General features: G+C 33.6%; 13 protein-coding genes. 6 read left to right on the top strand and 7 right to left on the bottom strand.

Going from position 1 to position 12,245, the window contains the following annotated elements; translation table 11 throughout:
* Nucleotides 1-163: 163 nt before the first annotated feature.
* From NFRAN_RS10505 to NFRAN_RS10515, 3 genes are all read right to left on the bottom strand, one after another.
* Nucleotides 164-1,276, bottom strand: coding sequence for a Rieske 2Fe-2S domain-containing protein (locus NFRAN_RS10505; RefSeq protein ID WP_134484951.1), 1,113 nt, complete (start codon nucleotides 1,274-1,276; stop codon nucleotides 164-166).
* Nucleotides 1,277-1,606: 330 nt separating this feature from the next.
* Nucleotides 1,607-1,981, bottom strand: coding sequence for a DUF488 domain-containing protein (locus NFRAN_RS10510; RefSeq protein WP_232037996.1), 375 nt, complete (start codon nucleotides 1,979-1,981; stop codon nucleotides 1,607-1,609).
* A gap of 114 nt (nucleotides 1,982-2,095) precedes the next feature.
* Nucleotides 2,096-2,701, bottom strand: coding sequence for a DDE-type integrase/transposase/recombinase (locus NFRAN_RS10515; protein ID WP_134483188.1), 606 nt, complete (start codon nucleotides 2,699-2,701; stop codon nucleotides 2,096-2,098).
* Between the two features lie 472 nt (nucleotides 2,702-3,173).
* Here NFRAN_RS10515 and NFRAN_RS10520 point away from each other — a divergent pair, with 472 nt between their 5' ends.
* On the top strand, nucleotides 3,174-3,347 hold the full coding sequence (locus NFRAN_RS10520) for a CDGSH iron-sulfur domain-containing protein (protein ID WP_134484952.1): 174 nt from the start codon (nucleotides 3,174-3,176) through the stop codon (nucleotides 3,345-3,347).
* A 993-nt stretch (nucleotides 3,348-4,340) separates the two neighbouring features.
* On the opposite strand, the gene NFRAN_RS10525 is transcribed toward NFRAN_RS10520, so the two are convergent.
* The 3 genes from NFRAN_RS10525 to NFRAN_RS10535 form a co-directional block, all read right to left on the bottom strand.
* Complete coding sequence (locus tag NFRAN_RS10525; protein WP_134484953.1) at nucleotides 4,341-4,997, bottom strand: nitroreductase family protein; 657 nt, start codon at nucleotides 4,995-4,997, stop codon at nucleotides 4,341-4,343.
* A 704-nt stretch (nucleotides 4,998-5,701) separates the two neighbouring features.
* On the bottom strand, nucleotides 5,702-6,004 hold the full coding sequence (locus NFRAN_RS10530; protein WP_134484954.1) for a hypothetical protein: 303 nt from the start codon (nucleotides 6,002-6,004) through the stop codon (nucleotides 5,702-5,704).
* Nucleotides 6,005-6,559: 555 nt separating this feature from the next.
* A complete protein-coding gene (locus NFRAN_RS10535; protein ID WP_197731177.1) occupies nucleotides 6,560-7,183 on the bottom strand; it encodes an OsmC family protein in 624 nt (207 codons plus the stop codon).
* 53 nt (nucleotides 7,184-7,236) lie between these two features.
* Here NFRAN_RS10535 and NFRAN_RS10540 point away from each other — a divergent pair, with 53 nt between their 5' ends.
* From NFRAN_RS10540 to NFRAN_RS10550, 3 genes are all read left to right on the top strand, one after another.
* Complete coding sequence (locus tag NFRAN_RS10540; protein ID WP_134484955.1) at nucleotides 7,237-7,968, top strand: hypothetical protein; 732 nt, start codon at nucleotides 7,237-7,239, stop codon at nucleotides 7,966-7,968.
* Nucleotides 7,969-8,083: 115 nt separating this feature from the next.
* Entirely contained in the window at nucleotides 8,084-8,545 is a 462-nt protein-coding gene (locus NFRAN_RS10545) for a hypothetical protein (RefSeq protein ID WP_134484956.1), read from the top strand.
* A 670-nt stretch (nucleotides 8,546-9,215) separates the two neighbouring features.
* Complete coding sequence (locus NFRAN_RS10550) at nucleotides 9,216-9,413, top strand: hypothetical protein (protein WP_134484957.1); 198 nt, start codon at nucleotides 9,216-9,218, stop codon at nucleotides 9,411-9,413.
* Between the two features lie 296 nt (nucleotides 9,414-9,709).
* On the opposite strand, the gene NFRAN_RS10555 is transcribed toward NFRAN_RS10550, so the two are convergent.
* Entirely contained in the window at nucleotides 9,710-10,222 is a 513-nt protein-coding gene (locus NFRAN_RS10555) for a CHRD domain-containing protein (protein WP_134484958.1), read from the bottom strand.
* A gap of 153 nt (nucleotides 10,223-10,375) precedes the next feature.
* Between NFRAN_RS10555 and NFRAN_RS10560 the strand changes: the two genes are divergently transcribed.
* Both NFRAN_RS10560 and NFRAN_RS10570 read left to right on the top strand, forming a co-directional pair.
* Nucleotides 10,376-10,624 carry a hypothetical protein gene (locus NFRAN_RS10560; protein WP_134484959.1) on the top strand — a complete coding sequence of 83 codons (249 nt, stop codon included), beginning with the start codon at nucleotides 10,376-10,378 and terminating at the stop codon, nucleotides 10,622-10,624.
* Nucleotides 10,625-11,449: 825 nt separating this feature from the next.
* Nucleotides 11,450-12,055 (top strand): DDE-type integrase/transposase/recombinase, encoded by a 606-nt coding sequence (locus NFRAN_RS10570; RefSeq protein WP_134483188.1) that lies wholly within the window; start codon nucleotides 11,450-11,452, stop codon nucleotides 12,053-12,055.
* Nucleotides 12,056-12,245: the final 190 nt, after the last annotated feature.

Below are 12,245 nucleotides of genomic sequence, written 5' to 3' on the forward strand. Positions count from 1 at the left end.
CGACCAGATATAAACTGTCAAAATTTCAAATCTTGTTTGAATATAATTCATCATAACAAGTAGATTCAAGAAATTAGAAACGACTTGGATTATAGTAATTATTACATCATTTTTGATTTTCTTGATCGGTTCCAACGGATTAGAATCTTTTATTACCAAGCTCTTAATAACCTGTAAATTCTTCTATTTTGATTTTTTCACTCGAAATTTTTAATTCTTCCTGCAATAATAACTTCATAGCCTTCAACATACCTGGAGGACCGCAGATGTAGAATATAGCGTTGTTTAATAAGGGATTGTCGAGATACTTTAAGATCATTGATTTGTTTATCCTACCATACTCTCCCTTCCAATTGTTGTCGGCATGTGATTGATATTCGCCACGGTTGTCTTCGCTTATAGTATAGATGATCCTTAGATTCTCGTTTAAAGATGACCAATCGTCAAACTCTTTTTTGAATAGAATGTTGTCTTGATTCTTATTTGAATCAAACATCACTATTTTTAAGGGTAGTTTTTTGTCTATAACATATTTAATCATGCTTCTAAAAGGAGTAACGCCTATTCCACCAGAGATAAATATAGCTGGTTTTGTATAATCTTCATGCAATACAAATTGTCCCTCAGGACCTTTAACCTTGACGTTAGCGCCTTCCTCTAATACAGCAAGCCTTTTCTTATAGGGGGACTCCCTTATCCTGGTAGTGAACATTATAAAGTCCTCTGTGGGTGACGATGAAAGGGTAAAATGCCTAATCGGACCTTTGGGATCGTTGCTGACATCGCCTATGTCAAAAAAGGCGAATTGACCGGCGTTATAATCTGATAGCGGTGTTTGTTGACCCTCTATTACTGTTTGGCTTTTTTGTTTGCTAAACTTAAATGACATAACATCGGTTCCCTCAACCTTAACTTTTTCTAATAATTCTAATTCCACTAGGGGAGGTGATTTACCTTTACTATGTACCTTAATCAGGATGTTACTGCCTTCTGTTTTTACTTCATAAACCGGTTCGGGTTCGCTTGCTGGGGGACTTGTCACCTCCCCAGTTCTTACGTCAAATTTAGAATTATGCCAAGGACATTCGATTTCATATTCATCGAGAGTGCCGTCTGCAAGAGGACCTCCCTCATGAGTACAGATGCTACCGATGGCATAATATTTACCGTTAACATTAATGATGCATATGCTCTCTCCTTCAACTTGAACCTCTTTCATCTTTGATGAAGGTATGTCTTGAATATCAGCTACTCTAACGAATTCTTTGTCCTCCATTGATCATATCTAGTATATAAAACAATTTGTATAAAAGTTCCTCTTTGTGTTGTAAAATTTGTTGATTTCTATAAATTATTATACATTTTGATACCATTCTAATCAAATTTGATTAATTTTATATCAGGATCCCAAATATTGTAATAATGAATAAATGAAATAAATTAACAGCCTTCTGTTCAGATATCAAATCATATTTTTTTATGTATGAATAAAAATAATTTAATTACATCTGTCTTTTATCTAATTAACAATATGACCTGAAAATCTTGTCAGTTTCATTTTACTCTGACACGTAATTAAGCGATCTTAAATATATCAATCCACATATTACTTTTTAAAATTTTCAAGATATTCCTTCAATGCAATAGCATTGTTAAAATTTTCGTCTTTTGCTCCATATAGCAATATAATTGTGCCTTTTTCTCCCTTGCCCAAAATGGCATTCACCAATTTATCACATTTCTCAAGTTCTTTAAAATACCTTAATTTAAATTCATCCCATTTACTTTTATCGTGGTTAAACCATTTCCTTAATGAAGTACTTGGTGCAATGTCTTTTATCCAAAGATCAACATGTACGTCGTTTTTTCTTAGCCCTCGGGGCCAAAGCCTGTCTACCAAAATTCGGAATCCGCTATTTCCGTCATCACTCTTTCCTTTTGGATTGTTGTATATTCTTTCAATTCTTATCAATACTATCACAACGGATTTACAATTATTGCGAGCATAAGGTATTAAAGATTTGTCGTTTTCTAAACAAACAGTGGGACAAAATGATCCAGTTAATGTGTATACGTGTATGAAAATAGGCTCTGTTCAGTTAACATGTTTTATTTCATTGTTATGATAGTCTACAAAGAGCCGCAGCCAATTCCGTACATGCTTTAACTTGCAGTTCTTTATTCTACAAGGAAAGTAATCATCGAAACTTTCGGTTCTATCCTTGATATATTGCATCGTTCTTTCGATTACACTTTTCTCGTAAGAAGAATGAATATGGTGATCGAGTTTGAGAAACTGACAAGCCATGGGATACCAAGTCCCACCATCTGTAGAAACTGGGTGCTTTCCATGAACTTTGATCAAATTAGAAAGATATCTTTCTGCAACAAACATGTTTCTCTCTTTGGATATAGAAAGTGCGAGGATCTGTCTGTTTGCAGGCTCTATCGCCACCCAAAGCCAGATGTATTCTGACCCTACCTTCAACATTGTCTCGTCTACAATATATTCTAGAATTCTTCTTCTTGATGCTTTCAATTTTTGAGGCCTGTATTTTTGAATCCAATTCCAGATGGAGACATGGTTTCTTTTATACATCTGAGACAATCTTTCCGAGGCTTTTCTTAAAGATAAACCTGAAAAGTACAAATGTAAGCCATAATACACATACCTTGAAGGTGTTCTGTTTCTGCTAATCATAAAAGAAATAGGACATCTTCAAGCTATAGGTTTATCGTTAAATGAACAGAGCCTGAAAATATTATTTACTTGACTGATTTCTTGTATATCTTGTCAATAGCTTTGGAATTAACCCTGTCTAACATTTTAATGATAGTATTCATTCTACCCCCTCAATTTCAAAAATTAGTGTATAAATATATTAATTATTCCTCGTTTCTCCAAAAGAGATTTGTAGATATTTTTACTTTCCTAAATAACAGATGAGAATTTCTTGTATATATAAACACTAGATCTAAGGATTAGTCGATTATGACTAAAGAAACTGTTTGAACTTAAAAATCTAATTCTAAATATAATAATATCTTGAGCTTTTAAATCTACAGTGTTAAATAATATAGTAAAAACATAGTATCAGAATTTTTTATTACTGCCAGATGCTTTAAAGGAAGGAAACAATATTCTTTATATATTTAGACTATGGTAATAGAATATGGCAAAAGTCGAACTCAAATGTACCGAAAATGGGCCCATCTTGGTAATGGTGGATGGTAAGACCACTGCAGCGTTATGCAGGTGCGGGGGTTCTAAAAATAAACCGTACTGTGATGGAACACATTCTAAGATAGGTTTTAAGGCAGAAGCCAAAGATATTCAGGTTTTATGATCCCTTGAATCATTCAATTTCGCTAAAAATCGAAACAAACCGACAATAAACAAAAAGTTCAGTTTTTTATTAGATGGATATTTCCGCGTATGCTATTATATGGGATGTCTGTCGATTACCTATTTTTTATTATAGAAACAGTTTAGGGAAAAACCATTTACAATAACAATGGTTTAAATTTAGTTTTCACCAAGCCGTTAATACTACTGATCGTTGCACCCGATAACTGATTGGTTACTGGTATTTTTGGACACTCTCCGAATGAAAAATAGGTTATTGTGTAATGTATTGTCAATGCAAAACTGATCTTTTGGTTCCTGATTAAGATACTTGGGCAGCAGTTAGAAAAACACAAAACTCCATATAAATTACGGGAGGATCCTGTTAGACTTGCATTTTGCTCGTTCGATAGATTTTGTTAATTAAAATTTCTCAAGGGTAGAATTAAACCAAATGGACCACTGGGGACCACATTGAAAATATGAAAGTTAAAATTTAATTTTGTTAAATAGGCGCTGTAAAAATCAAATAATCTAGCAGGCTTCTTTGCTTTAACAGTGGTTAAAGAATTATACATTCGTAGCGAACTTATTGTAATATAGATAGTTAGAGTTTGAGGATATTACTGATTAATGGGAAATTCAAAGTGTTTCTATAAGCAAATTATTTTTCTATGACAAAAGAAGTAGGACACATTAAGATAACACTATTATCTCGAATTAATTGAAAATATTCATATATCTAACTGGCTCTAGTAGCTTCTTTATCAATTATAATAATAGTGTAAATCAATCTGTAAGATTCGGATTGGTAACAGGAACAATTCTTTCAACCACATACGACAAGTTTAACATATTTTGGTAACACACTTTTTTATGGAAATATGCAATCCTCTTTTTTTGGTTCTAATTCACAGATGACAATTGATAGCTTTGAATCTTTGATGCTGTTCTAATAATTCGTTATTATCATTCTTTATGCCTGCCTACCTACCTACCATGTATTTACATGTATTATTTTATCTACTGGATCTCTTGGTGCAGGCTTAAACGAACTTCCCTTATAATATGCTACGGGAAGCAAAGCCACCTGCATAACTTTTTCATATGGGATTTTCAATAATTCGGAGGCGTCTTTTTCAAACCTAAGATGGAAGCTGGTCCAAGTAGTTCCTAATCCATGCAATCTGGCAGCTAACATGAAATTCCAAACTGCAGGAGCTATGGATCCCCATATAGCACTTTGGACTACTACGGATACGTTTGATCCATCGGTTCTGCCTTCAACACAAGGAATAACAAATACAGGAACATTTTTTAGATTGTCTACCAAATATTTTGCTGATTCGTATATTCTTCTTTGTGTTTTACTTTTCTTTGGGTCATCAGAATTCATAGTCTTGGCAACAGAAGTTGGTGAATCTATATATGATTGCCATCCTTTTTGAAAAAGATCTGACAATGAATTCTTCAAGTATTGATCAGTAATAATCAAAAAGTGCCAATTCTGTCTATTTGAAGCAGAAGGGGCCTGTTGGGCTATTTCTATACATTTTTTAACCAATTCTATTTCCACGGGTTTTTCAAGATCAAGTCTCTTTCTTACTGCTCTTGTAGTTGTAAGTAATTCTTTAGGAGTTAAAGAAGTCATAATTATGACCATGGATCTTCATTTATAAGATTAACGAAAGTTATGTTGAATGTATGATGATTGATTCTAGTAAAACGAATAATAATAGTTAATTTGCTGTTGGAACTGTGTCAATCACAGAAATGGTAGTTAATCATATCCTGACAACATTGATTAGATCCTTATTGACTGATTATAAAGAAAAAGATATTTCAAAACAAAGATCCATCTCCCTTCGAATAAATCTTTCTGAGTGTTGATGTCTCGTTTTTATGTTGTTGCCAAAACCATAATTTTCATCGATTTCCACTTTTTGCAATACAAAACGTGTTACGTCCGATGTTAAATCCATTTCCGCACTTCTTGATTCCCTTTCTTTCTTGAAAGATGTCGTTGCTCGTTTATGTCAAATAACTGATAACATGAACTGAGCTACGGAAAAGTGTCGATCAATTTAATTAATAAAATTCTAATGGTAACATACTACTATTGCTATTTCTGATACTTGAATATTGATACGACTCCAAGGTGATAGAAAATTATAATTCGAAACAAGATAAAACAGACGTGTGATAGACTTTTTGGATGTTTGCTACTAGTGACAGATTGAAATCACTAGATTATTTATAACCGATAATGGTCCAACCGAAAAACTTTTTTATTTTAAAAAGATTGATAGAAAAAAGTTCATTCTTTATTGTTTGACTTTTGGATTAATTAATTAATTAGTTAGTAGTATTGTTAGCATAAGTGGGCCCAATTTCTGATGGCGGTCTAGCGTTATCTGTCGTTGTCATATTATATGTTGGTTGAACTGGAGCATTGGAAAAACAGTTTGATTGAGATGTATTTATTCCTCTGTCTGGAGTGCAAAGTTCTTGAAGAGTTTGTGCAAATGCGTTTTGATAGACAAAGTCATAATATAATAGTCCTGCCACCCCTGAAAAAATAATAAACGAGACCAATTTAAGAAATGACTTGTCAAAATTTTTAGTATCTAATTCTGGTTTAGTAATTAAATTCCTCATATATATTATTTGTAAAAACATAATATTTAACATTCGATACTATGTGGATGCGGTTGTAAGTACAAAGCACTAACTTTTGTAGAATATTATTTAAAAGATTATCTGAGATACTAATCATCTATGAGGTAAATTTGTAACAGTCAAAATATGTATATATGGTAATGATTGTACTTTACAAAATTTATTTTTCCTAAATTTCAACCTATTATACCTGTATATCTTCCAGACTCCATTGAGTTTTGAAGTTGTGGTGCAGCCTATACATTCTAATTGATCAGTCATTAGTGTTATTCATAAGATGTGCACATGACTTATTGAAAGGCAAATTTGCTTTTGATACTGCTCAATGAATTACTGTTTATGTAAACGAAAATAATAACTGAAAATCGGAACATGAAATATATTGTAACAAACAACAGAAGAATACAAATCACAAAAAACTCGAGATTCTCGACTCATAAGCAATTTGCAAGTCGATAGAGTGCATTAATTATGCTGTTGTGTACAAAAATAAAAATAATGATTTTTGATTAAATACATGGTGATGAGTTATTCTCACTTTTGAATTGATACATCAATTGGGGTTGGATGTGCTATTATATCAAATACTGGTGATCTTTTTTGCGCCAGATCTACTAGTTCTTTTATTTTCTCTTCCGATGCGTCTGCTTTTACCTTGAACGTAACTTTTATTTTCTCGTATCCGTTTCTTACCTTCTCAGACATACCAAGAAGTCCTTGGATATCGAGGTCTCCTGATAATGTTGATTCTACCTCCTCAATCTTTATGCCTTGGGCAGCAGCATGGTAGATTAATGTCGTAGTGAGACAACCGTTTAATGCAGCTAGTGCGTATTCTACTGGGTTGGCACCCTGGTCTTTACCCAGTAATACAGGCGGTTCGTCTTTGTCAAATACAAAAGGCTTATCTCGAGCATGGGTTTGACATGCACCATCAAAATCGTTTATTACGGTTTGATTATGTCCTCCATTAATCCACTTGCCTTTTGCACGGAAATTGAACTTTGAGATGTTGGGATTATCCTTGATGACATTTATTGTACCAAAAAGGTTTGTAACGTTTACCCCATTTACTATTTTTTCATTTTCTATTTTCCTTGATTGACTTGTTTGATTCATACCTAATGCTAGCATGCTAGCATTATATAAATTTATCATTAATGCTATCTTGCTAGCAGTATCTATAAATATTCTGTAACCTTATTCCTATTGTGACTCACACCCTTGTAATAAGAGGTTTTAGCGATAAGGTTCATGAAAAATTAGGTAATTTGGCTACCCAGAAAGGTGTATCTATAAACTCCATAGTAAGAGATGCTGTAGACAAGTGGTTAGAACAGCATCAATCAGAGACCATTAGAAAACACCATCTGATAATTTATTCAGATGACGAATCTTTGATAAAACTGTTAAAATCGATGGATAAGTTCGCTAAGGATAGTAACCTGTACAGATGTTTTTGTGGACCTTCGGATATCCAAGCGGCTAAATTGCTTGATAGATTAGGGTGGCGTAACTGTACGTTAGACCCTTACTTTTATCTCAATAATCACCATAACCATCCCCACCATCAACACATCAAACAAAGAAACGGTATCTCTCAAACTCAAAATGAGAAAGATATTTATGATTACTGTAGCAAGGTAATGGAAAATATTGCGAATAAAGCTGATAATGAACCAGTATGTTGTATGGATTTTCTTATAAATGATATTGGAAAGAATTCCTTGACAGAGGCATTGGCAATTGAAAAAGCATATGACAATGATAGGATAGGTGGATTCATGTATTGCACATACAAGACGGACGTATTGCTCGAGTCTGGTACACAAGACCTCATAGATTTATTTGAAACACATGACCAGGTTTTTATTCTGAAAAAAGATGAAGTGTATAAATTGCATGTTACCAGGGAAAATGTACATAAACTATTTTTAAACTAGTGGGATTGTCATAGTTTTTTAGATGTAGTCTGTATTCTTATTAATTATAATTATGATGCTATCATGCTAGCATAAAAACATATGTTTATATATCGCTAGCATGATAGCAGTATATATGAACAATCAATACTTAAAAACCTCTGTTATGGAGAACAATAAACAAACTAATTTCCAAAATGCTGATAAGATGGCTGATGACCCTTGTGGTTTATCTGAAACTGCAAGGGTTTTTCTTTCAGAAAGCAATATACCCAGGCGATCGGTTATCATAACTCTAGAGAACAAATTCGAGTATAATCAAATAGTGGAACTATTGGACTCGATAATGTATCAAAAAAAATTGATGGATAGTTATGGATTGGACGGGATAAACAATAAATGGGATCTTGATAAGTTTCCTGTTACTAAAACTGATACTCAAATGAATGGGATACAACGTGATATACAAACATACAATGAAACAGTGAAACAATACAATGAATATTGTATACACCTTGGGTTAGAATATGGTATAGACATTGCTAGTGAAATGAAAAAAGGTTGTAAGATATTATTTCGACCCCCGGTCACATCGTAGATTTATTAAGTGGCCAAAAGTATTGAGAGAATCTTTTGACCTCTTTTTTTAAATATGTTTTTCTGCATGAACGAAGCTATTGAAATTATGAAAGGGTTTGCTGCTTACAGATGGTTCAATTATAAGTCCTTTATTATGGTCAAATTTGCCTTACATACCCCGAAATGAAGTTCCTATGTATAGTAACATATTGTCTTTTGTTCTGTATGTTTAAATAGTACGTCGCATAGCCAATACTATTGAAGGATAATTTTTGGTTTAAAATAGTAACTATCTGGATAACATATTGCTATTATTGTCAAATAATACTTCTTATAAAGATCTATTAAAGAAACGAATTTTATATGTCCTTGGAATGGACGATACTCGAATATTTCTTCTTGATGAACAAAATTCTAGATTGGCGGTTGGAAATTTGTATGGACAAGAATTTGAATTGTTTAATTAGTCAAACCTTATAGTTCCATGCGGAGGATTTTATCCATCTGCAAGTGACATGTTAAAGTTTATCTCTGCTAACATCGGGTTTATGAAAACAAAACTAAATGACGCTATGCAACAATCGAATTTGACATGACACACTTCAGATGAGATAATTGAAAACGAAATACCGATAACGAATCAAAATAACACGGATTCTGTAAGGTTTTATATCGGATTAGGATGGTTTGTGACAACAAATTTTGGTGCTGAAATTATTCGACATAATGAGGTAACAGGAGGAGGGTATAATGCCTTTACGGCTTTTAACCCATATACCGAAAGAAACATCGTAATTATTTGCAGTTCTGACATTGCTAACGTAAATATTACGACTGCTGGGCTTTACGAGTATAATCCGCTCATACTTTGCATGGAACTTACATAAAGGATGAGTGATGTGTCATATCGGATACCTGAATGTAAATGGTATGTAGAAGTCTAATTTCCTCCGAAAGTCTCTAAATAATTTCCCAATAAATGGTAATTATGTTGTATATTTATCGTATAAACTACTAGTTACAGTGATAATCAAACGATTGTTCAAAAACTAAATCAACATTGCACTGATATCTCTATTGTGATACCGCACGCGATCCAGGTCTGATGTATTTGCATCAAAAAAATACAAATAAACAAAAAAAACGCTCGTTTGTCGACTTAAAAATTGTTGGAGTGGATATTTTATGGTATATCCACTAATTGTCCTCTTATTTCACCTTCTGGATTCTGTTCTGTATGAACATTGACATACGTGGTTCCGTTTTGCATGGCTGCTATGAGATCAGATAGTTCTTTTCCTTCCATTGGTCCTTCCAAATTAGTAGCTGCAAATGTACCATTTTGAAGAACCTCGCTTTGGGGTGATTCAAAGTTAAACAGGGTTACGACAACCGGTCCATTTTCTCCCTGAGCTCCGCTATGTATATGTCCCTGTGTTACTCCCTCTATTCCTGTAACATTAACAAAGTAGTGAATAGTCTGATTTAGAGGTAAATCTTGAACCAATATTGTTTCACCTATTGCTTGCGTGTCAACAGGTGGAACTTCTTCCTGACCTGTCATGTTAGTTGCAAACTCGTGGTTTGCAAATACTGTATTTGGAGACAAGCTTGTCGAAACTATTGCAATGCTTGTTAATGCTGCTGCCGTTAGTGCCAAAACCAATGATTTGGTTACGTGGTTGTTAATCTTCATTATTTAACAATTCAATTAGTAGTATATAACATATTTGATAACTGATATCATAACTAACAAAAAAAATCAATAAAGTAAACCTATGCGAATAATAATTTTAAAAATTTGGAAAAAAATTAAATATTTTTATAGAAGTCAAAGTCAACAGTTACAATGGAATTTAACGCCAAATTGTTTGCAATAGCAATCGCAGTAACCTCGATAGCATTAGCACCTTCACTGATAATCTATCAACCTGTAGATGCTGCTAAACACTGCACAGATTATTCAGGCAAATCTAACGCATGGATAGATGGATGTAAACAGGGCTGGTGGGATCATGACCATTGTTACCAATATAGTCCCGGTACCGGACAATATGCCTCTGGATACAAAGTGGGTTGGTCAAAAGGCTCCTGCTAATAGAGAGCAAACTATTATTCACTATTCTCTTCCCATTTTTTTCCGCTCAAGTGATTTAAGGTGAACTTTTAAGGTGTCATGGAATTTATTACTTACAAGTACCGCTTCAAAAACAATACCTTTATGAACAGGATCAATTTAATATGCCAAAACACTTTATCGTTGATGACTGGCTCTTATGCTTTAGTATCTTTTAATCGATTTTTCCCTTCTCTCCCTGCTTGTCCCCAATCCGCGAAATGATCGAGTCCTTAGCCTGTAACTACAGCAAGGACAATTTGGACTAACACCCCATTTTATAAAAATTTCACAAACACTGCATCTCTTTTGACCCTGTGAATATCTAGATGAAATAAATGGATCTTTAGTTGCTTTGAATCTCTTGCAGATTCCGTTGCAGGGCATATTTGTTACTTATCACACATCGTCTTTATAGGAAGTAGTACCATCACCATAGTTTTATTTTTTCTACGCGTTCATACAATTTAGTATTCAGCAATTTTTTGGATAAGACTATGCTTTCTCTTTTTCATATCGTCGAGGAATATATGGATATACGTGTGTATGTATTGGTGTCTCAAGATCCTATTTGTGTTAAAAAGGTCTCTTGGAGGAATGAATCCAAAAGTACCTTTGAATTTACATACCAATCCTCCATATAATTGTACATCACTATGGATTATGTGATTATCATTACTAATGATGTAATTCGTTGTAAAATCGTTAATTCAGGTAATACTATTCAATATCTTTTGCATTTGTCCTATTGGTTGGCTCTGTTCATTTAACGATAAACCTATAGCTTGAAGATGTCCTATTTCTTTTATGATTAGCAGAAACAGAACACCTTCAAGGTATGTGTATTATGGCTTACATTTGTACTTTTCAGGTTTATCTTTAAGAAAAGCCTCGGAAAGATTGTCTCAGATGTATAAAAGAAACCATGTCTCCATCTGGAATTGGATTCAAAAATACAGGCCTCAAAAATTGAAAGCATCAAGAAGAAGAATTCTAGAATATATTGTAGACGAGACAATGTTGAAGGTAGGGTCAGAATACATCTGGCTTTGGGTGGCGATAGAGCCTGCAAACAGACAGATCCTCGCACTTTCTATATCCAAAGAGAGAAACATGTTTGTTGCAGAAAGATATCTTTCTAATTTGATCAAAGTTCATGGAAAGCACCCAGTTTCTACAGATGGTGGGACTTGGTATCCCATGGCTTGTCAGTTTCTCAAACTCGATCACCATATTCATTCTTCTTACGAGAAAAGTGTAATCGAAAGAACGATGCAATATATCAAGGATAGAACCGAAAGTTTCGATGATTACTTTCCTTGTAGAATAAAGAACTGCAAGTTAAAGCATGTACGGAATTGGCTGCGGCTCTTTGTAGACTATCATAACAATGAAATAAAACATGTTAACTGAACAGAGCCTATTGGTTACCTTGTACAGTTTTTGGAGAATTGGTAAGAACTATTTAATTGGGATTTATTTTTCCGAGTATCCGTCCATATGTTAATTGGGTTAGACTTTGAATCAGATAAAGATAGAAGTGTGAAGAACCATGGGTTAATCGATCAATATTTCTTTGTAAGAATACTTGTATCCATACATT

Source organism: Candidatus Nitrosocosmicus franklandus, from assembly GCF_900696045.1.
Classification (GTDB): domain Archaea; phylum Thermoproteota; class Nitrososphaeria; order Nitrososphaerales; family Nitrososphaeraceae; genus Nitrosocosmicus; species Nitrosocosmicus franklandus_A.

Bases quoted from the DNA above. Each gene is read 5' to 3' on its own strand.
- NFRAN_RS10530 (WP_134484954.1), bottom strand. From the start codon at position 6,004: ATGAGGAATTTAATTACTAAACCAGAATTAGATACTAAAAATTTTGAC.
- NFRAN_RS10535 (WP_197731177.1), bottom strand. From the start codon at position 7,183: ATGATAAATTTATATAATGCTAGCATGCTAGCATTAGGTATGAATCAA.
- NFRAN_RS10505 (WP_134484951.1), bottom strand. From the start codon at position 1,276: ATGGAGGACAAAGAATTCGTTAGAGTAGCTGATATTCAAGACATACCT.
- NFRAN_RS10520 (WP_134484952.1), top strand. From the start codon at position 3,174: ATGGCAAAAGTCGAACTCAAATGTACCGAAAATGGGCCCATCTTGGTA.
- NFRAN_RS10570 (WP_134483188.1), top strand. From the start codon at position 11,450: ATGATTAGCAGAAACAGAACACCTTCAAGGTATGTGTATTATGGCTTA.
- NFRAN_RS10560 (WP_134484959.1), top strand. From the start codon at position 10,376: ATGGAATTTAACGCCAAATTGTTTGCAATAGCAATCGCAGTAACCTCG.
- NFRAN_RS10555 (WP_134484958.1), bottom strand. From the start codon at position 10,222: ATGAAGATTAACAACCACGTAACCAAATCATTGGTTTTGGCACTAACG.
- NFRAN_RS10525 (WP_134484953.1), bottom strand. From the start codon at position 4,997: ATGACTTCTTTAACTCCTAAAGAATTACTTACAACTACAAGAGCAGTA.
- NFRAN_RS10545 (WP_134484956.1), top strand. From the start codon at position 8,084: ATGAACAATCAATACTTAAAAACCTCTGTTATGGAGAACAATAAACAA.
- NFRAN_RS10515 (WP_134483188.1), bottom strand. From the start codon at position 2,701: ATGATTAGCAGAAACAGAACACCTTCAAGGTATGTGTATTATGGCTTA.